The 21,741-nt window shown below is 45.1% G+C and carries 17 protein-coding genes; 1 reads left to right on the forward strand and 16 read right to left on the reverse strand.

Annotated elements, in window-relative coordinates:
- Positions 1-31: 31 nt before the first annotated feature.
- On the reverse strand, positions 32-424 hold the full coding sequence (locus NXS09_RS07010) for an MAPEG family protein (protein WP_259291840.1): 393 nt from the start codon (positions 422-424) through the stop codon (positions 32-34).
- Between the two features lie 148 nt (positions 425-572).
- Entirely contained in the window at positions 573-1,010 is a 438-nt protein-coding gene (locus NXS09_RS07015; protein ID WP_259291841.1) for a c-type cytochrome, read from the reverse strand.
- 237 nt (positions 1,011-1,247) lie between these two features.
- On the opposite strand from NXS09_RS07015, the gene NXS09_RS07020 reads away from it, so the two are divergent.
- A complete protein-coding gene (locus NXS09_RS07020; protein ID WP_259291842.1) occupies positions 1,248-2,510 on the forward strand; it encodes a BaiN/RdsA family NAD(P)/FAD-dependent oxidoreductase in 1,263 nt (420 codons plus the stop codon).
- 126 nt (positions 2,511-2,636) lie between these two features.
- Here the strand turns inward: NXS09_RS07020 and NXS09_RS07025 are convergent, their stop codons facing one another.
- The 14 genes from NXS09_RS07025 to NXS09_RS07090 form a co-directional block, all read right to left on the reverse strand.
- The gene (locus tag NXS09_RS07025) at positions 2,637-3,929 is read right to left on the reverse strand and encodes an ammonium transporter (protein ID WP_259291878.1); all 1,293 of its coding nucleotides are present in this window, start codon (positions 3,927-3,929) and stop codon (positions 2,637-2,639) included.
- A gap of 412 nt (positions 3,930-4,341) precedes the next feature.
- Positions 4,342-6,519 carry a polysaccharide biosynthesis tyrosine autokinase gene (locus NXS09_RS07030; protein WP_259291843.1) on the reverse strand — a complete coding sequence of 726 codons (2,178 nt, stop codon included), beginning with the start codon at positions 6,517-6,519 and terminating at the stop codon, positions 4,342-4,344.
- 50 nt (positions 6,520-6,569) lie between these two features.
- Positions 6,570-7,010: a low molecular weight protein-tyrosine-phosphatase gene (locus NXS09_RS07035; protein WP_259291844.1), complete on the reverse strand. Its 441-nt coding sequence runs from the start codon at positions 7,008-7,010 to the stop codon at positions 6,570-6,572.
- A gap of 31 nt (positions 7,011-7,041) precedes the next feature.
- A complete protein-coding gene (locus NXS09_RS07040) occupies positions 7,042-8,166 on the reverse strand; it encodes a polysaccharide export protein (protein WP_259291879.1) in 1,125 nt (374 codons plus the stop codon).
- A gap of 88 nt (positions 8,167-8,254) precedes the next feature.
- Entirely contained in the window at positions 8,255-10,159 is a 1,905-nt protein-coding gene (locus NXS09_RS07045) for a nucleoside-diphosphate sugar epimerase/dehydratase (RefSeq protein WP_259291845.1), read from the reverse strand.
- A gap of 114 nt (positions 10,160-10,273) precedes the next feature.
- Positions 10,274-11,449 (reverse strand): DegT/DnrJ/EryC1/StrS family aminotransferase, encoded by a 1,176-nt coding sequence (locus NXS09_RS07050; protein WP_259291846.1) that lies wholly within the window; start codon positions 11,447-11,449, stop codon positions 10,274-10,276.
- A complete protein-coding gene (locus tag NXS09_RS07055) occupies positions 11,442-12,224 on the reverse strand; it encodes a formyltransferase family protein (protein WP_259291847.1) in 783 nt (260 codons plus the stop codon). The genes NXS09_RS07050 and NXS09_RS07055 overlap by 8 nt, the downstream gene beginning before the upstream one ends.
- Positions 12,225-12,725: 501 nt before the next feature.
- The gene (locus tag NXS09_RS07060; RefSeq protein WP_259291848.1) at positions 12,726-13,367 is read right to left on the reverse strand and encodes a sugar transferase; all 642 of its coding nucleotides are present in this window, start codon (positions 13,365-13,367) and stop codon (positions 12,726-12,728) included.
- A complete protein-coding gene (locus NXS09_RS07065; protein WP_259291849.1) occupies positions 13,364-14,533 on the reverse strand; it encodes a glycosyltransferase in 1,170 nt (389 codons plus the stop codon). Before NXS09_RS07065 ends, NXS09_RS07060 begins: the two co-directional genes overlap by 4 nt.
- 18 nt (positions 14,534-14,551) lie before the next feature.
- Positions 14,552-15,622 carry a glycosyltransferase family 4 protein gene (locus tag NXS09_RS07070; protein ID WP_259291850.1) on the reverse strand — a complete coding sequence of 357 codons (1,071 nt, stop codon included), beginning with the start codon at positions 15,620-15,622 and terminating at the stop codon, positions 14,552-14,554.
- A 4-nt stretch (positions 15,623-15,626) separates the two neighbouring features.
- Positions 15,627-16,922 (reverse strand): O-antigen ligase family protein, encoded by a 1,296-nt coding sequence (locus tag NXS09_RS07075; protein ID WP_259291851.1) that lies wholly within the window; start codon positions 16,920-16,922, stop codon positions 15,627-15,629.
- On the reverse strand, positions 16,919-18,106 hold the full coding sequence (locus tag NXS09_RS07080; protein ID WP_259291852.1) for a glycosyltransferase: 1,188 nt from the start codon (positions 18,104-18,106) through the stop codon (positions 16,919-16,921). Before NXS09_RS07080 ends, NXS09_RS07075 begins: the two co-directional genes overlap by 4 nt.
- A 50-nt stretch (positions 18,107-18,156) precedes the next feature.
- Complete coding sequence (locus tag NXS09_RS07085) at positions 18,157-19,596, reverse strand: lipopolysaccharide biosynthesis protein (RefSeq protein ID WP_259291853.1); 1,440 nt, start codon at positions 19,594-19,596, stop codon at positions 18,157-18,159.
- Between the two features lie 483 nt (positions 19,597-20,079).
- Positions 20,080-21,384 carry a nucleotide sugar dehydrogenase gene (locus tag NXS09_RS07090; RefSeq protein WP_259291854.1) on the reverse strand — a complete coding sequence of 435 codons (1,305 nt, stop codon included), beginning with the start codon at positions 21,382-21,384 and terminating at the stop codon, positions 20,080-20,082.
- Positions 21,385-21,741: the final 357 nt, after the last annotated feature.

Genomic DNA, 21,741 nt, shown 5'->3' on the forward strand with positions numbered 1-21,741 from the left:
GTTTCAGACGGCCTTTATTGATATTGAAATATTAAAAAGGAGGGCTTGCCTTAAAAATAGCACCGATAAGCCCCATAAGAATCAATATGCCGCTGGGAATCACCGTGAGCAGAAAGCCGGTTGCACGGGTTGACGGATCGGCCATATAAGCGCGCCAGTAGATAAAGCGGCCGATTAGGTACACCAAGCCGATAATAACGGTGACTCCGTTTTGCCAATAAGAAGAAGCAATCACCAATGCGGGCAGAAAAACAACCAATTGTTCCAAGGTGTTGGCATGAACACGGACGGCACGCTCGAATTGCTCGTTTCCTGCCATTGCAGGTGCCTGTATGCCGTATTTCGCCCTTGCCCGTCCGACTTGTATGCCGAAGAATAGATATTGCAAAAGGGCGCAGAGGCCGATTATGTGGATAAAGTTCATTGTCTTCTCCCAAGTTAATCAAACCATCAACCATTTGAAATATAAGCCGCCGCATCACAACGGGCCCGATAATATTTAGAGCCTGATCAATTTATTAAGTTTCTGCTTGTTATATCGGTATTTGGATAGGCCGTCTGAAACTTTGGACTTATTCCCGAAAGCGGCTATGGCAGCTTTTGCAGCTTTGGTTTAATGCTTCCATCGGCTTTTGTACGGCATCATAACTGCCGCTGCGGGCGGCCTGATTCAAGGCGGCGGCCGCTTGGTTAAAACGCCGGATAGCCGCTTGAAATGCCTGCGGTTGCTGCCAGATATCAGCTTTGGCTTCGGAATTGCCGTCGTTGCTGTCGGTCTGAAAAAGCGGCCACGGTTCGGCTGCCGTATTGTTTAACTGGCTGGCTAATTCGGCAAACTCGCCGGACGGAAACGATAAAATATTGTGCTGTTGCAGCATATTATTCATTTTCTTTGTCAGCCCGCGCCATTCTTTCATATATTGCTGGCGGGCTTTAACATCGTTGTCTTCGGCGTGCGCGGGCAGGGCGGCGGGTAGCAGGCATAGCAATGCCCAAAGGTATTTTTTCATAGTGTGTTCCTTGTGGTTATCGGGTATTGATTGTTATGTGGTTGGGGCCGTCTGAAAAAAACGGTTTCAGACGGCCTGATAGGGATAGGGTTTGGTGCTTATAGGGGTACCCGTTGCGCCAATCGTAGCATATGCTATGATGGCAGGCTTTTTTAAAAGTTGAATTTTTATAAAAATCAATATTATATTATTTTATGTTCAACGTATATCATCATTTTTTTCTGTTTAGGTAACCCGATGCGCCAGACTTCATATTTTCATACCGTGATTATCGGTGCCGGCGCGGCCGGCATGATGTGTGCAGCCCGCACCGGACAGGGCGGCAAAAGCGTGGCTTTACTGGATCATGCCGTGAAAATCGGTGAAAAAATCCGTATTTCGGGCGGCGGGCGCTGTAATTTCACCAATCGCAATTTAAACGGGCATGATGGTTCGCCTTATTATGTCTCGCAACAGCCGCGTTTTGTGCGCCATGCCTTATCGCGTTATACCGCCCAAGATTTTATGAACCTGCTGGATAAATACGGCATTGCCTATCATGAAAAGCATAAAGGGCAGATGTTTTGCGACGACAGCGCCCAAGCGGTTGTCGATATGTTGCAAAACGAATGCCGTTTGGGTTCGGTTGAATGGCATACGGGGTGTACGGTTAAATCAGTCGCCGCCTTGCCAACTGCACCGGCAGGCTATGAGCAGGCACGATTTGGTATCAATACCGATCAGGGTCTGTTTTATTGCTGCAATCTGGTCATCGCCACCGGCGGCTTGGCCGTGCCTGCCGTCGGCGCATCGCCGTTCGGCTATGAAGTGGCCAAACAGTTCGGCCATCACATTATTCCACCCGAAGCCGCTTTGGTGCCGTTGCGCTTTGAAAAATGGGCGGAACAGGGCTTTGATACGCTTTCTGGCATTGCGCTGCCGGTGCGGATGAGTACCGGCAGTGGTAAGCAGGCGGTTGTGTTTGATGAAGATTTATTGTTCAGGCATAAAGGATTAAGCGGCCCGGCGGTATTACAGATTTCAAGCTATTGGCAGCCCGGCAGGCATATTATGGTGAACTTGGTGCCCGATACCGATTTGGCAGAAGTATTGTGCCGCGATAAAGTCGGCAAAAAAATCCAACTCAAAACCGCTTTGAAACAGCTTTGCCCGGTATTGCCCGAACGCCTGATTGATTTTTGGTTGGGCAGGGAGCCGTTTCAGGCAGTTGCGGGGCAAAAGTGGGCGGATATTCCCAATGCGTTATTGCAGCAGCTCGGCCAAAGCCTGAATCACTGGACGGTTTTGCCCACCGGTTCAGACGGCCATAAGAAAGCGGAAGTGACACGCGGCGGCGTGGATGTGAAAGAAATCAACCCGAAAACCATGCAGAGCAAACAATGCGAAGGCTTATATTTTATTGGCGAAGTGATGGATGTGACCGGCTGGCTCGGCGGCTATAACTTCCAATGGGCATGGGCTTCGGCTGTATGTGCGGCTGAGGCGTTAAGAGCGGATTAGCATATATTATGATGAGGCCGTCTGAAAAATAACTTTTCAGACGGCCTTTGCCAAGGTTGTACGAAACATTTGCCGAAACATAAAAAAGCCCGAATCATTTCGGGCTTCGTTTGATTGGAAAAAGGATTATTCCACCCGCTCGCCGTGAATATTTAAATCCAAGCCTTCGCGTTCGACATCATACTCGACACGCAAGCCGCCGCAGATAAGGGCAACCAGTTTTAAAATAAGGAAGCTGGCAATGCCGCTGTAAACCACGATGGTTAACGCATCTTTCAGTTGAATTAGCAGTTGGCTGCCGATGGTTGCGTTGCCGCCGAATATTTGATTATTGAATACGATACCGGTCAGGATAGCGCCGACCAAGCCGCCGAAGCCGTGAATGCCGAAAGCGTCTAACGAATCATCATAGCCGATTCGGTGTTTGATAATCACCGAAGAGATGTAACAACAAACAGCGGTAAGAATGCCGATAATCAGTGCGCCTTTAGGGTCGGTAAAGCCTGCTGCGGGAGTAATGCCGACCAAACCGGCCACTGCACCGGATGCAATACCGAGCGCGGAAGGACGGTATTTGGTGAGTTTTTCACACACCAGCCAAGTCAGGGCGCCGGCTGCCGCCGATATTTGGGTAACAGCCATCGCCATGCCTGCCGAAGCATTGGCACCAACGGCCGAGCCGGCATTAAAACCGAACCAACCTACCCACAGCATGGCCGCTCCGGTTAGGGTAAAAGCCATATTATGCGGCGGCATGGCTTCTTTGCCGTAGCCCACGCGGCGGCCTAAAACAATGGCACTCACCAACCCGGATACGCCTGCCGTAATATGAACAACCGTGCCGCCGGCATAGTCGAACACCCCGCCTTCACTCATAAAACCACCACCCCAAACCCAATGGGCAGCCGGCACATACACCAACATCACCCACAAGCCGGAAAATAACATCATCGCCGAATATTTGATCCGCTCGGCAAAGGCGCCGGTAATAATACAGGTTGAAATCACGGCAAAAGTCATTTGGAAAAGCATAAATACGGTTTCGGGAATACTGGCTGCGTTGGGCGCAACTGTCACCGTTTCCCTAGTCAAATCCATACTCATGCCGTTTAAAAACAGCCGGTCAAGGCCGCCAATCAACATATTGCCCGGTGTAAAGGCAAGGGAATAGCCGGCCACGACCCATAAAACGCTCACCAGCGCCGCTGCCGAAAAGCTGTGCATCATGGTAGAAAGCAGGTTTTTTTTGCGGACCATGCCGCCGTAAAACAAGGCCAAGCCGGGAATGGCCATAAAAAGGACTAATACTGCCGATATCATCACCCATGCCGTATCACCTGTATCCAGCACCGAAAACGGCTGCCACCAATCTTCCGTTCCCGAAGCGAATACGGGTAGGGGTAATAGGGTGGTTAACATGGGTAATATATGTGTCTGTTTCACTGGTAGAGGGCTCCTTTAAGCGGGGGATGGGTATGGTTTTATCAATATTTTTTTACAAGGACTATTGGGCATTTATCAGATAAAGGCATTTGTCCTTTCGGGTTGTGTGTTTATATCTATAAGATTATAAATATATTTTTTTAATATACTGTTGTATGAGTTGATAGCTTTATATTTCGGGGATTCAGTTGGATTTTGTAAAATTGTTTACAATCTCTTGTAATGAAATTACTACAATTTGATTCTTTGCTCAAGGAAAATATTGTGTTTCATGAAATAAATAGTTTTATTTTTAAGATATTTTTTGAAGGATGGCGTAGATGGATATTTAAAAAAAAAGCCGTCTGAAACTTCGGTGCGGAAGTTTCAGACGGCCTTTTTTAGCGGGCTATTTTTTAGCCTCAGGCTTGTAGTCGGTATAGCTGGAATAGTAACCGTAGCCGTCTATGCCTTCGCTTTTCATACCGTTGAGGATAATGCCGTGAATATCGATATTACTTTGTACCAAGCGGTTAACGCTGATATCGAGTTCGCGTTCGGTTGTGCTGTTATAGCGGGTAACCAACAGGGTAATACCTGCTTGCTGGCCGACAATATTGGCATCCGTAACCGACAATACCGGTGGGGTATCGACAATCACATAATCATAACGCTGGCGGGCACGGTTCAAGAGGGTGCTCAGACGGCCGTCAAGCAGGAGTTCGGAGGGATTTTCCGGTAGTTCGCCGTGGCTGATAAAGCTCAGGTTTGAAATATTGGTTTCTTGTACGGCTTGTCCGGGTGAGAGCTTGCCTTCCAAGATTTCAGATAAGCCTTGGTCGGGGGTGGCGCTAAAGAAATCGTTTAAATAGCCTTTGCGCATATCGCCGTCTATCAACAGCACTTTTTTGCCGGATTGCGCCATCAGTGTGGCCAAGTTGGCGGAAATAAAGGATTTACCCGTACCGGGCGTAGTGCCGGTAATCATCAGGATATTATTTTTGGCATCTGCCATTGAGAAATAAACGTTGGTACGCAAGGCTCGCAAGGCTTCTACTGCGGCATCGGTGGGTGATTCCAAACTCAGCAGATAATGGGGGCGCGTATGGCCGGAACGGGTTTTCAGTTTGCCACCGAACGCACTGCGCCTATGTTGGGTTTTAGACAACGGAATAAGGGCGGCAACATCCAAGCCCATAGCTTCGATTTCTTCCGGCCTGCTCAGGCCGTGGCGCAATATGGATCGTATCATATACCATGCCGCTGTTATGCCGCCGGCAAATAATGCGGTAAGAAAGATAATGACGGCTTTACGCGGTTCGACCGGTAGTTCGGGCACATCGGCGTAATCGACAATCCATACATTGCCCTGCGCGCTGGCTTTCATAATGTTCAGCTCTTGCTGTTTGGCCAACAGTTGGGTGTAGGTGGCTTGGTTGGTTTCCACATCACGGGTTAGGCGGATGACTTCCTGTTGGGTATTGGGCAATTCGGCAATTTGTTGATTGATTTTGTCCCGGGCTTTTTCTAAAACCGATAATTTATCAAGCACGGCTTTGTAATTGGGGTGTTCGGGGGTGAATAGTTCGGCAAGGCCGGCTTCTTCGGTCCGCAGCATGGTAATTTGGGTTTCGATATCAACCAGGCTTTCCAATGCGCCTTTGGATTCTATGGGGATATCGAGGGAGCCGGTTTGCCTGCGGTATTCGTTTAATTTGTTTTCCGCATCTTGAAGGGTGGATTTCAGGCGCGGCAGTTCTTCACTGATAAAGGCCAGTCCGCTGGCGGCAACCTGAACATCACGGTTGATGTTTTGATTGACGTAGTTGTCGGCAATGCTGTTCAGTATCCGGGTGATTTTGTCCGGCTCTGTACCGCGGTAGGCCAGATTGATAATCGGGCTGGTTTTCCCTTTGCTGGATACGGTTAGGTTTTCTTTGAGGTTTTCAATAGCACTGAGCTTGGAGTGTTTGAGCAAAGTGAAGCGTTGACCGCTTTCTGCCAAAATCTGATTAATCTGTAAAGTGGTGCGGGGACCGATTTTCAGCGGCTGGCCGACCGTGCCGTTGACCGTGCGGCCGTCAGGCAGCTCTACGGTGTACAGTTTGTTGTTTTGATTGGTAAGGATAAAAGGTTGATTGAGCCATTCGTCGCCGACCGTAAAGGTATGGATGCGGATTTCGGGGTCGATATCGCTGCTGAGGTTGTGTACCAAACCGCCGATAATCGGGAAATATTTGGGGGTAACGGTTTGTGCCAGTTGCAGATCGTCGACCGTTTGTCCTAAAACCAAGCGTGATTGTATCAGCTCCAACTCTGCTTCCGAAGTGGGCGGAGTTTCTCTGGCATTAAGCATATTGTTGATTTCTGCCAGAATCTGGTTTTGCTTGGTTTCGATTTCCAGCATGGCATCGGCACGATATACAGGCGTGGCGGCAAAACTATATAGCGCACCAAGCAGCCCTCCTGCGGCAACGGCAATAAGGATGGGATATTTGTAATTAAGCAGGTTGCGTAATTGCAGGCCTAAGTCAATTTCACCGCTATTGCTGTTGTTGGGTGAAAAAGCGGAGTATTGTTTTGCCATTATCGGTATTTCCTTGTGTATTTTATTCATTTTCTTATCAATAAAGCGGCTTAAGGGCGAACGGTTAATTTAAATGCCCATTGTTCGGCAGCGGCTTCGAGCTGGCGGTAAACTGCTTCAAATACTTCGTTGTCCCGACGATAAGGATCGGGTATGTTTTTTTGCGGCAGCCATTGGGCGAAAAGCATGGTTTTGCTTCTCGCCGAGGGCAGTATGGCTGCCACCATGTCAATATGTGCCGTTTCCATCACCAATATCAAATCCGCCTGCCGGCACATAGCGGCAGTCAGTTGGCGGGCGGTATGCCCTGCAATAATCAGGCCGTGCCGTAAGGCGGTTCGGATTGCCTGCAGGTCGGCATCTTTACCTGCCAGCGCCCGCAATCCGGCTGATGAAACATCCAGATGGGGCATTTTTTGTTTCAACAACTGCTCGGCTGTGGGCGAGCGGCATATATTGCCGATACATACGATTAAAATTTTTTGATACATGGCGCGCGCCCGCTAATGCTTTTCAAGCCGCTTATCGGAGGGTGTCGTCTATCGAGTTAATGTTGGTAATCGAATTTGTTAACTGTGAAACAACACGGTTCCAACGGGCAACAGGTGCGGCAGTCACATAAACCACATCTTCGGCTTGCAGATGGAAGCGGTTGGCCAGTGCATAAGCCGAGGCATCTTTCAGGTTAAGTTGATAAATATGTATCGGTTTTTGTAGGTCGTCGGGGGCATTGCGGATAATGAAGACGCCGGAAGCATTGGAAGTGAGCTGACTGATACCGCCCACTTGGCCGAGTGCCTGTGTTAGCGTTAATCCGTAATTACCCATATTCAGCGCGGTTTGTCTGCCTACTTCGCCCATCATATAAACTCTGCTGTTTTCGATAGTAGGTACATAAATCACATCACCGCCGCTTAATAATAGGTTTTGCGATAGGTCGCCGTATTGGCGTATATCTTGCAGCGAGATGGTGCGTTCGATGCCGTTTTGCGTCCATTTGATGTTTCGGGTATCGGCGTTATTTTCAGCACCGCCTGCTTGATCGATGGCGTCTAATAGGGTTAGCGGAACATTGGTAATCGGCAGTTGGCCGGGTTTGCCGACAGCGCCGGATACGGAAACGCGTTGCGAACGGAATTCGGCAACATTAACGGAAACCTGTGGGTTTTTAATATAACGTTTCAGGCGGGTTGTGAGAATATTTTGTAGTTCGGATAAGGTTTTGCCACGCGCCAAAACCCGGCCGACCAAGGGGTAGTCTAAATAACCGGATTCATCGACCCATGCACCGTTGGCTACTTGTTTGCTCTCAGGGTTGTAGGCGATTTGTGCCGGTGTGTTGAGGTCGGGGTGGTTCCAAACAACAATATTCAATACATCGCCGCTGCCGATGCGGTAACGGTATCCGGCTTTTTGTCGGTCAAGTGCGGGATTACTCAATGCAGTGGGTAGGGGCTTTTCCATCCGCTCAATCAGATTCAACGTGATGGGATAGAGGTTTATGCGGCTGTCGAGCGTATCATCGGATTCAGTGCCGTTTTCATAGACAACGGTTTTATTGCGGGTGGGTAGTCCGGAGCCGGGTATAACGGTGCAGCCGGCGGTAAAGGCCAGCAGTGAAAAGCTGATAATACTGCATTTTTTTATATTCACGGTTGTTCCTTGATAAAGCATTTATTACGGGGCCGAATATTTATCTGCCTAAGCAGGCCGTCTGAAAACGGTTCTTGGAAATTCAGACGGCCTGTTGGTATTGCAACCATACTAAATCACAAATGTCATCTTTCGGTGCAAAACCGGTAGGGGCTTCCAGTAAGAGCTGTCTGAGCATCATTTGGTTCATTTCACGACATGCCGAATCCATATGTCGGAGTATTTTTTCCAACTCAGGCCAAGGCAGCATCACTTCACTGGCAGTCATAATACGCGGATGGGTGGTTTTCTGTACTTCTTCGCCGATTAACAATTCTTCATACAGTTTTTCACCCGGACGCAGACCGGTCACTTTAATTTCAATATCGCCTTGAGGGTTGTTTTCATCTTTCACTTCAAAGCCGCTCAATCGGATCATTTGGCGGGCAAGGTCAATGATTTTGACAGACTCGCCCATGTCCAACACAAATACATCGCCACCTTTACCCATCGCGCCGGCCTGAATCACCAGTTGGGCGGCTTCAGGTATGGTCATAAAATAACGGGTAATGTTTTCATGCGTTAGGGTAACGGGACCGCCGGCGGCAATTTGGGCTTCGAAAACGGGTACGACCGAACCGGACGAGCCCAATACATTGCCAAATCGAACCATGCAGAAACGGGTTTTTTGTCCGCTTTCGGCCGCCAATGCCTGTAAGCAGAGTTCGGCCATACGTTTGCTGGCACCCATGGTGTTGGTGGGGCGGACGGCTTTGTCGGTAGAAATCAAAACAAAGGTTTCCACACCGGCATCAATGGCAGCTTGGGCACAAAAGAGTGTGCCGTATACATTGTTGCGTATGCCCTCGATAGTATTGAATTCGACCATCGGTACATGTTTATAGGCGGCGGCGTGATAAACGGTTTGTACGCCGTAGGCAGTCATAATGCTGTTTAGGCGGTTACGGTGTTGTACCGAGCCGAGCAACGGTATGATTTCTATCGGTGTAGCTGCATTTGCCTGAATTTCGTTTAATTCTTTATCAATGCTGTATAGTGAGAATTCAGATAATTCAAACAATATTAGCTTGGCCGGATGTTGAAGGATAATCTGACGGCACAATTCCGAACCGATTGAGCCGCCGGCACCGGTTACCATGACTACTTTCCCTGATATATCCGCACCCATCAGTTCGGGATTGGGGGCAACCGGTTCGCGGCCGAGCAAATCGACAACCGAAACTTTTTTCAACGAGCTGACACTGATTTTGCCGTCTACCAAATCTTTTACACCCGGAATTGCCAATACTTCGCAAGATAACTTTTTCAAACGTTCGATGATTCTTTTGCGTTCTTCATGGCTGGCGCTGGGGATGGCCAATAAGATTTTTTCGACACCGTAGCGTTTGATTAAATCTTCGATTTCAGACGGCTTGTACACCGGAAGGTCATAGATAGTAGTACGCTGGATAGCAGGGTTGTCATCAACAAAGGCAACGGCATTGTACTCGTGAACCTGCTTGATGGCTTCGAGTAATTGGCGGCCTGATTGTCCTGCACCGTAAATAATCACCGGTGTCATTTGCTTGCGGTTGCTGCGATCAGCCAATATGGCCTTGAGAATAATGCGCGAACTGGTAATCAAAACCACCAGCATCAGAAAATAGACAATCGGTAAAGCCAAACGCAAGCGCTGTTCGAATACCAAAACGCTGATAAAGAAGATAACCGCAGATATGATGCAGCCGATAACGGCAGTGCTGAGAATGCGGGTGCTGACATATCGGGTAACGGCACGATAGAGTCCCAGTTTGATAAACAACAATATAGTCAATAAAGCGGTTGATGCAAATGCGAACCAGTTGGCAATGCTACTCCATTCGTTGTTATAGTTTGCTTTAAGGCTTTCTGCAAACCAAAAGGCCACGAATATCACCATAATATCGTGGATAACGAAGAATACTTTTTTAGTATTTCGAGGCAGACTCAGCAATGTTTCCAGATTCATTTTTATTATCCGGTAAGTTATTTATTGTTGTTTTATATAAATCATAAATGATGCTTTATATATACAGCCATTTCAGACGGCCTCAGAAAATGCAGGCCGTCTGAACACACGGATTTATCGTGTGGCTTCTTTTAAAACTTCATCGATATTGCGGCAGCAGAAATCCATTTGTTCTGCCGTAATGGTAGGATGAACCAAAAACATTAACGAGGTTTCACCCAGTTCTACGGCATTTTTTAAACGCTTCGCCGGCCGCCAAGGGGTATTGTCGAAAGCTTTTTCCAAATAAACTTCCGAACAGCTGCCCTGATAGCAGGGGACTTTGCGCTCGGTTAATGTTTCAACAATACGGTCGCGGCTCCAACCTTCTTTCAAATTTTCAGGCCGGACAAACGCATAGAATTTATATTGGGCGTGTTCGATATCATCGGGTATCTCGATGAGGCGGATACTGTCGAACGGTTTTAAAGCGGTTTCGAGTTGCGCGGCATGTTTTCTGCGCAGTTTCGTCCATTCCGGCATGCGTTTGAGTTGGATGCGTCCGATAACCGCCTGCATTTCGGTCATGCGCCAGTTGGTGCCGAAGCTTTCGTGCAGCCAGCGGAAACCCGGCGGATGTTGGCGGTGGTAAACCGCATCATAGCTTTTGCCGTGGTCTTTATACGACCACATTTTCGACCACAATTCTTTATCATTGGTGGTCACCATACCGCCTTCGCCGCCGGTAGTCATGATTTTGTCTTGGCAGAACGACCATGCACCGATATGGCCGATAGAGCCGACGGAACGGCCTTTGTATCGGGCGCCGTGCGCTTGGGCGCAGTCTTCAAGCACCCATAGTTTGTGTTTTTCGGCCAAAGCCATAATCCCGTCCATATCGGCAGGCATACCGGCCAGATGTACCACGATAATGGCTTTGGTATTGGGTGTGAGAACGGCCTTAATGGTTTCGGCGGTGATGTTTTGGCTGTTTAAATCGACATCGGCAAACACCGGATTGGCACCGGCGGTAACAATAGTGGATGCGGAAGCCAAGAAAGTGCGCGATGTCACAATCACATCATCACCCGCGCCGATATTCATGGCTTTAAGGGCGACATCTAGGGCTAAAGTGCCATTGCCGAGTGCAACGGCATATTGTGTACCGGCAAAGGCGGCAAACTCTTTTTCAAATTCACGGCACTCCGTTCCTGTCCAATAATTAACCTTATTAGACAGTAAAACACGGGATACGGCATCGGCTTCTTCTTGGGTGAAGCTTGGCCAGGGGGAGAGAGAAGTATTAAGCATCGGCTTGTCCTGCAAAAAGGCTGGTGGAATCTTTGGGGGCGACCTCTTCTAAAATCTGACGGTTGATCAAGGTGTATTTTTTACCGTCGATTTCAACATAGGCGCCATCGTATGGCGGAAACCAAAATGCGCGTATTTTTCTTTCTACGTCGTCGCCAGGCTGAATGGCTTTCATGGCCTCCATTTCGGCACGGCTGGTGTAGGTGCCGCCCTTGTTGGGGTAGGTCGGTAATTTTTCAGTACTGCCGACCGCCTGCATAATCAGCCGTTTGGCAAAATGTTCCAAAACGCGCATAGATTCTTGTTCGAGCGATTGGGCGGTTTCGGTATCCGGATTCATTGGGAAGCGGGCCACTTCGATTAAGTCGCCGGTATCGATAGAGTCATCAATATAGTGTGCGGAAATACCCCATTCGGAAAGCTTGTCCATAATGGCCAGGTTATAACCGCCGGTGCCTTTGTATTCAGGCAGAATGGCGGGATGGAAATTAATGGTGCCGCGTATAGGCGTGGTTAGAAACTCATCACGCAGTTTACGCCAATAGAGTATGGATATACCTAAATCATATTTCAGACGGCCTTCACGCATCGCTTCTAGTGCGGTATCGAAAGTATATAAAGGCAGGCCGAGGCGGTTGGCAGCTGCGGTTGTAGGCGAGCCCTGTAGATGGCTGTCGGTTAGTACCCCTACGATTTCTAGGTCGGGTTGTTGCGTTAAAAATTCTAATAATTCGGCAGATACTTTTTTACGGCCCATAAAAAGAATTTTAGTCATTTGGGGTGATTCCTTCTTTGTAAAATTAGCTATTAAAAATAAAGTTGGGGCGGCTATCGATCCCGTTATCTAAATTGTTGGCGGCTTGTTCGGTATGCTTAAATTTATAAGGTAGTCGGTGTTTTTTATTTAATAGGCATTCGGGCAAGCAGGTTTCAATTATTGGTAATAAATAAAAATTTATCTATAAAAGTTTTCTTTATCCGGTTATTTGGTAAGCATATTGATAAAATTAAAATATGCCGAAATTGCTTTAATATGCATTGAAGGTTTTCAGACGATTTAAAACTGTTTAAGTTCGTTTTATAGACCATATGAAACTATAAAAGTAATTATTTTTCCGTCTGTTAAAATCAAATATTGTAAATATGATTTAACTATACAACAGGCATCATTCATGCTCAGATTTGGCTATTGCCGACAGTATTTGGAAAATACCATCAAATTTTTTGATATACGGCATATTGCTTAAATCTAAAGGAATCCATTCGGAAAACTTGCTTAATTAGTGGTTATGTCATCTTGTTGCTTTTCTTCATGGTTATGATTGCCTGTAAAATAAGGCATTGTGGCCTCTCCTTCTGCAGAAATTCCTTCCCGCACAAAAACTTTTTTAATGGTTAAAAATAAAATCTTGATATCCAACATAAAGCTGTAATTATCGATATACCAGATATCGTATTGAAATTTATCGTCCCATGACAGGGCATTGCGTCCGTTGACTTGAGCCCAGCCTGTAATACCCGGCTTCATTTCGTGGCGTCGGTATTGAAATTCATTGTAGAGCGGCAAATATTGCATCAGCAGCGGGCGCGGGCCGACCAAACTCATATCGCCTTTTAAAACATTCCACAACTCAGGCAGTTCGTCGAGGCTGGTGGCACGGAGTTTTTTGCCAAAATCGGTCAGCCTTTCGCTGTCGGGCAAGGGATTACCGTTTGCATCAACCGCATCGCGCATGGAACGGAATTTAATCATCTTAAATGGTTTGCCGTCTTGTCCGGGGCGTGTTTGGGTAAAGAAAACGGGAGAACCAAGATTTTTTCGGATTAAATAAACCAGAATCAGCAATATCGGCGATAAGACAATCAGGCCGAGTGCCGAAGCAAGAATATCTAAAAGGCGTTTCAATAGCTTATTCATACACCTAACCTTTCTATTAGGTTGATGATTTTTTGATAGGAAACATCGCGTTTGAAGCGCTTGATAATTTCATCACTTTGAATGGGATCGTCTTTATGTTTTAAGATATTGCGGGCGGCCGCCACAAAACTATCCACATTACCGGATTGATAGTTTGCATGAGGAAGTAATGACAGCACCTCATCGGTTTCTTCCCCTACTTGGCTGTTCAATATCGGCTTTTGCAATGCCATATAGTCGGATAATTTATTGGTTATGGACTGTGGGGCGTATGAGTGGATGGGGTTGATGGCAATATGGCATGCTTTGGCAACCGACATCATTTCACTGTAGGGTAAGTAGCCGTAAAATTTTATGGATTCATGAGTATAATTTTGTAGTTTTTCTAAATCCGGGCCCCCGCCCATAATATGTAACTCAACATTTTCACCTTCGTTTGCCAATTGGATAATCCCTTTGCATACGGTTTCTACGTCATAGCTGAAACTCAGTGTACCCAGATAGAAAAAGCGTGTTTTTTGATTGTCAAAAGTATGTACCGGCGCTTTTTCCAACGTATCGAAATCGGCACCGATATAAACCACTTCTCCCGGTGCTTGGGGGTTGGCTTCTAGTGCACGCTGTAAATAAGTTTGGGATACTGCCACCAAACCGTCGGCATAACGGTAAGCTCTATCGGCTTTTGAAGAAAAGGGTAGGAGGCGGTGTGGGATTTTCTTTAATTGGGGAATCACGGCGGAAAAGGATTCCGGCCAAATGTCTTGCACATCAACAATAAGCCGGTAGCCCAAGCGTTGTTTATGCTTTCCCAATACAATATTGGAAGCAATAAAGGGGTAGGCCGAATAAACGATATCGGGTGTACCGAAATCGCCTTGAGCCAGCATTTGATCCAGTGCCCGAACAAAAACATGATGGCTTTTTAGCCGGGCAACCGAAACATTTTTCTGATAGCCGCTTTCATTCAGCAATACCACTTTTAAGCGTTCGTTTGAGGCGGCGGCAGCCTGTTCGGATGTTCGGAACGATTTGTCGTAATGTCTGAAATTGCTGGTGATTAAAACCACATTGTGTGATTTTGACAGTAATTCTGCTAAATACCAGAAACGGTTGAAGTGTGGTTCCGGCGGCAGCGAGCAATAGGGGGCGACAATGGTAATATTCATATCTTAATCCTCCGGGGCTTACATATTGTATGCCGCCATTGTTGTCCGATAGATTTCTTCATCCGAACATAAACGGATAACATGGTCATGGAGTGCTTGTCCCAATTGATGGCGCAATTCGGGATGATCTACCAAGTTTTCAACACATTGGGCAAAGCGTTCCTTATCGCCGAGTTCGACACAATAACCGGTTTGGCCGTCGACAACCATTTCCGAAATACCGGACATATCGTAAGTAATCACCGGTGTGTTATATAAGCCCGCTTCCAACACATTATTGCCAACACCGGCGCAGTCGTCACCTTTGCAGTTTGGCGTGTTAACCAAAATATCGGTTTCTTTAAAGTAAGCTGTTAAATCGCGGACACCGCCGAGAAAGGTCACTTTATCGGCAATACCCAATGATTGTGCCTGTTGTTTCAAGCTGTCCATATTCTCACCCGTGCCGGCAATTTGTAGGCGTACGGGAATATGGCGTTCATCTAACATCTTGAAAATATCCAGCATTAAATGTACGGCCCGTATATTGTCGAGGCGAGACAATGTGCCCAACATCACATAATCTTTATCGGTTTTCTCCGGTACATAATCTACTTTATGCAGGGCGTTATAAGTATAGGTAATCCGGTTGGCCGGAAAACCGTGGCGGATAAGCTTATCGCGTTCGTGTTTGCAGTTGGCAATAATATAAACATTCAGTTTGTCGAACAATTTGGCAATTTTGGGGTAGGTTGGTGCATGCAGGCCGCGGGCATGGTAAAAAACTTTGGTTTTGGGTGAGGCGATTTTGGCCGCGATGGCACATGCCGGTACAATCCGTGCCATTTGACAGTGGATAATGTCGGGCTTTTCTTGAAACAACATTTTCATGTATTTGCGTGTGGCATTCAGATAGCCTAATTTGCCGCCGGTATAAAAATCAATGTCATACCAGCGGATACCCAGATCAAGTGCATCTTGCAACAATGGGCCGGAAGAAGAAGCCAAAACAACATCGTGTCCGTAATGGAGTAGTAGGCGGCCAAGTCGGAATGATGCATGTTCGGTACCACCCAGACCACTCATTGAAGTGCTTAAAATAATTTTCATTGCGTTATAACCGTTTTAGTTGAAAATAAGGCTGCCTGCGCGATGCGGTATGTTTGACAGGCAGGGAATATGTGGCATAAATAAAACTTAAAAAACAAGGAATCCATATAAACGGCAGCCTCAAAATAGAGGAAGGAATAAATCCGCCGATTAAAAATATAGCCAGACAGGCAAGTGAGAAAAAGCGCTGCTTATTCGTTAGATTTGCCGTTGTCATTGTAAAAATATAAGTTATTACATAGCTTATAAAAGCGAGTAATGAAATGATACCGAAGGCCAAATATAGTTCGATGAGGAAGCTGTGCGGATTTAGAAAACCCAATTCAAAACTTAGGTGTCCGCCAAAATACTCACCAAAGTTTTTAGGGCCGTATCCTGTAAATAAGAACGGCGGATTTTCCCAAAAATAGTTATAGATTTCTTTACGATAAGAAACAGAGTTATCCTGATCCAAATCGAAGAGAAAGAGATATAAGCGGGAAGAAATATTTTCTAAAAACGGATTACCGTAGAGAGACAGTAAAAAATTCTGTATCCAACGGGTAGGAATGGCATAAAGTCCTAAAGCGACCAAACCTGTAGATAAAAATAATGTAAAACCGTTATTCCGATACATCAGTGCTAAAAAAAGTAACCCTATATAGCATACGGTTGCCGTGCGTGATGCGCTGGCAATGATAATAAAACCCAATGATAAAAAGATTATCCAGCCGGTTATGGTATCTTTGGTAGAGGTTTTTTGAAGGTTGAAGAATAAAAGAACAGTTGGTGCCAAACACAAGGCGGTAGTGCCCAGATTATTGGGATTGAAGAAAAAGCCTTTGATAATACCTGCTTCTACCGCTAATACGTCATCGCTGGAAACAAATTGAAAACCGGTTAAAAGTTCAATTAATGGCGGTATGCAGATAAACATTGAAAATACAATGATTAAATTGCGAATAAACTGTATTTTATTTTCGTGGCGGGAAATAATTAAATGCAGTAAGTAGAAGAAAGCGGGTACTGTTAAAAAGAAAGTTAAATCCGCATAATCAGTTAATTCTAGTGTGGTAATCAAAAAATGTATGGAAGCCCAACCGGACATTAAAGCCAAACTTAGCAGTGCAAATCCTGTTTTGGGTATAAAACGTTTGCTTTCTAAAAAAGCAATCAGCAAAACAGCCAATACGAATAGCATTGATAAGGGATTATCAATGCGGGGAATCCCGACCAGATAAGACAACATAGGCCCGGTCATGTATGCTGTAAGCATGGCATACACCATGAAAATATAAATAGTTTGGCTTTTGATTTTCATGAATTTTTGACTGAGTTTCGGTTATTGGATAATGCCTTTTGATACTCTTCGGTAATCCGGTTCACAATACTGGCTTCGCCAAATTCATTAATGCAGTCATTGCGCAATTGTTCGGGATGATAATTTTGGCGGCTTTCATATAGATCAATCATAGCTTGTACCAGTGCGTCGATGTCTTCGGTAGGTACCAGTAAGCCGTTTTCTTCCGTCACAATAGATTCGGGGCCGCCACAGCGTGTCGCAATAATAGGCAACCCTTGGGCTAAAGCTTCAATAAAAACGACGCCAAACGTTTCATGCCTGCTAGCAAGTACAAACGCATCTGATTGGCGCATCAGTTTCAATACATCAGGGTATTGGAGGCCACCCAAAAAACTAACCGAATCTTGCAGGTTCAATTGTTTGGCCTGCTCGTGCAGCTGGGGTTCGGCCAAACCGGTACCACCGATTTTAAGCCGCATATCGGGATATTTTTCCAATACTTTGGCAAAAGCGGACAATAGGATATCGAAGCCTTTTTTAAAATTCAGATGCGCAACCGAGCAAAAAGTAAAATGACTGTTTTGCGGTTTGGTTGAAAAATCGAATGATTCGGAAGCTTGGGCAGATAAGATATTGGGAATGTATTTCCATTCCAAACCACGATATATTTCTTTAAGCAATGTACAAAAATCTTTGCTGACCGCAATACGCGAAGCACATTTTTGTGCCGACAGATGCATGGCATCCCATTGCCAGTTGCGGATTAATTTTCTGGCATAAGTCGTACTGTGTTCGGTAATAACATAAGGAATCCCCGTTTGCTCATGAAGGCTATGGGCTAAAACTCCACCGAAATTCATACAGTGGGCATGAATGATATCCGGATAGCCGTGATCCCGAACATAATGTTCAAACAGTTTTTTACCTGCGTTTACCCAACGGGTGCGGTCTAAAGGCAGCCTTGGAAAGAAATACATACTTTTATAAACATAAGTCGGTATGTTTTCTTCAACATAATGGCGGATGCCGTATCCTCCCGTCACAATAGATTTCGGTTTGCCGCGTAAAGAGCGAAACAGTGGTGCGGTTACGCCTATTTTCAGGCCGGATCGTTGCAATGCTTGTGCCTGCTGGCGGAAGAAAATACCGTCAACATCTTCCGGTGTTTCCGGATACCAAGAAGGGATAATTAGAACATGCATATAGGGTGCCTTATTGTTTCAATAGGAAGGCTGGTGCCATTAAGGTTTTGTTATTCCGGTTGCCGATCTGCATGGTGTTTCAGACGGCCTTTTATTTGTACAGCTAAATGATTTAATGTATTACGGTTTTTAAATAGTAATAGGGTTAAAGCTATTAGCCATAATAGGGCGAAAAAATAGTAGTTACGGCTGGTGCCGTAATAGGTATAAAGCAAACATACGGCAAGACATAAAAAAGTACTGCCATAGAGTTTTATTCGCGGAAGAGGTTGCCATAGTCTTATGGAAGCTTCCGATTTCAATATGGAAAACAACCAAAAAGATATTGCAGTCGATATAGCGGCGCCACGGGCACCCGCTATGGGTATCAAACCGTATAACAAGCCCAGATTACACAGCAGGGCAGTAATGGAAAAGATGGTAATCAACCAGGTTTTCTTGCTGACATTAATACCGATACCGGTAACTTCCGTGAGTGTATATAGCAGTGGAAACAGCATGCTTGATAACAGAATAAACTGAACCGGTGCATATTTTTCGGGCAGTATCCAAGTGACTAATGGTGAAAAAAGGCCGACGATACAAATTAATGCGGCAATTACATCAGTCATGGATTCGGTGATACTGCCGATTTTATCTAAGTTGGTTTTTTCTTTGACCCATTTGAATACCATCGGTGCCCAAATAACCGAAAAAATATTTTGGAAAATAAGCGCAATGGCACCAAAACTAACGGCCATAGAGTACACACCCAATTCAGAAAGGCCTGATAGCTCTTTCAATAAAAAACGGTCGACCGATGTAAAACCCCAATAAGCCAAGCCACCTAAAGCCAACGGCAGACCGTAATGCAGGCTTTCTTTTAGCAGTGGTGCGGACAGTGTAGACGAAGCTGCCGCACCCAATTCGCTCCGTGTTTGCCATATCAAAATCAAAACAGTTAAGATTTGCGCCAAGGTATAGGATGAAACGAGTGTGAGCGTATGGGAGGGAAGGCCGATGGCAACACTGATAAGAACAAATATTAAAATCAATAATTTAGGCGCAAGCTGGCTGAATGAAAAAGCAAAAGCCTTTTCTCCCATTCGCAAAATTAAAGCGAAATAACGCGTAAGTAATGAGCTGCTAAAGAAAAGAAGGCATAGCAATCCGAGTGTATTGTTGCTGATTTCCAGCACTTCTTCAGATGGCCATGCAAGACGGATAAGTGCAATAACCACGCAAAGAATGATGGTTATTATCACTGGTGGTAATACAATGGCTTGAAATAATGCAGCTTTATCGGATGCTGCATGGTATTCACGGATATATGCCTGATCTAAGCCCAAACCGGTTAAAGTAAGGGTAAGGGCGGCTACCGTTTGCAACATCACAATCCGTCCGATATCTTCGGCTGGGAAATACCAAGAAATCAGTGGTAGGGAAATAATACCGATAGCGGCACTCCCTAACGGGCCAAGTGCATAGCCTAAAATTTTGCGTGTATTCATGTATTCCTAGGATGAGTTTCAGACGGCTTGTATTGTGCGTAATAGGAAAAATCCTTAATGTTACAAGTATTAAACCTTTATTGTATTTTTGTGTTTATATGCCGAAGCACTAAATTTTTACATAGAAGATTTTTAATATTTAAGTTACATATCCTTTATATCATTTATTTTTTACCATATAAAAATATGCAGGCAGGCCCATTATTTTTGTGCGACTAAGCCTTGATTGGCACTGTGTTACAGTTTTTCATGCAAATAGTAAATTAAGTATGAGAACTGCTGTTAATATGCTTCGATCAAAGACATGGCAATCTGTATTATTTAAGATTTATGCATATATATGGCGGAAACTTGCTAGTGTAGTTGCATTTTTTTCGACAATAAGGCGAATGCCTGAAATATACCTACTAAACAATTGCGAATACCTAAACTATTACTGCTTGAGGAAATAAGCAAAAATAGACCGTATCCGCCATATATTGATTATGCTTTTACAATATTTTTTTCTGGTTTTCTAAACTTACCACGGGTATCGATAATCAATTTGGCATGTTCTTTTATTAAATCGTAATCGAATTTATCGTGATCAGTTGTTAGAATCACACAGTCGAAGCTGGCAATATTTTCGGCAGTAAACGGTTCGCTTTTTAAATCAAATTTATGTTCACGCATTTTGGGGAAAACCGGTACATGTGGATCAGTGTAAGCCACCTTTGCGCCTAAATCCCGCAAGTGTTCCATAACTTCTACTGCAGGGCTTTCACGCATATCGTCGACATTTTTTTTGTAAGAAATACCTAAAACCAATACCTTGCTGTCTTTAATAGACTGATTACGATCGTTTAATGCCAACATGGTTTTGTTTATCACGAATTCCGGCATAGCTGAATTGACTTCTCCGGCCAATTCGATAAAACGGGTATTAATACCGTATTCGCGGGCTTTCCAAGTAAGATAAAACGGATCGATAGGAATACAGTGGCCGCCTAAGCCGGGACCGGGATAGTAGGCGACAAAGCCGAAAGGTTTGGTTGCTGCGGCTGTAATGACTTCATGAATATCAATATCCATTTTATCAGCCACGATTTTCATTTCATTAACCAAACCGATGTTGACGGCTCGGTGGATATTTTCCAAAAGCTTGGTTAATTCGGCTGCTTTGGTCGAACTAACGGGAACTACTTTATCAATAGCTTGTTTATAGAGGGCAATACCCACTTCCAAACAAGCGGGAGTATGCCCGCCGATTACTTTTGGTATGGTGCGGGTTTCAAAATTGGGGTTGCCCGGATCTTCGCGTTCCGGTGAATAAACCAGAAAGACGTCTTCACCTACTTTTAAGCCGCTTTCTTCCATACGCGGCAATAATTCTTCTTCGGTTGTGCCCGGGTAGGTGGTGCTTTCCAATGAGAGTACTTGTCCTTTGCGCAGATAAGGTTTAACCGTATCAGTGGTATTAATGACAAAACTGATATCAGGCTCACGGTATTTATTTAACGGGGTCGGTACACATAAAATAATGGCTTCTACTTCGCGGATGCGTGAAAAATCAGTGGTTGCTTCAAAATGTGTTTTGCTTGCTTCGGCAATTTTTTCAGAAGAGATATGCTCAATATAGCTTTTACCTTGGTTGAGTTTTTCTACTTTTTCAGCATCAATATCGAAACCCAATACTTGAAAGCCGATATCAACGTAGCGCAACATTAAAGGTAGACCGACATAACCTAGACCTACAATACCTATTTTGGCTGTTTTATCTGCGAATTTTTGAATGGTTGCATTTTTCATGGGGCAGTCTCTTAATAAGGGAAGAAATGCCGGTTAAATAGCAGTATTATCAGCAAAGACTGAATTATGCAAAACCGACGATATATCAATTTTATTTTTGTATGACTGATTTGCTATTAATCGGTTTCGTTACTTTGATGCAATTTGGGTGGGTTTACAAAAACAAAACAAATTTTGAAATGATAAATGAGAGTAAGTTATTTGAAAGATATTGGCCGTATCTATTCGATAATGGGTGAAATCATCGCTGTATGTTGAAGTAACCTGTTGAAAAGATAACGGCACATCGGAAATGAATCTAAAAAGCCCGAAATGCCGTTATTGAGGGGTGTAAGACAAAAAGATATGATGTTTAGT

The organism is Neisseria montereyensis (genome assembly GCF_024834045.1).
Lineage (GTDB): Bacteria > Pseudomonadota > Gammaproteobacteria > Burkholderiales > Neisseriaceae > Neisseria > Neisseria montereyensis.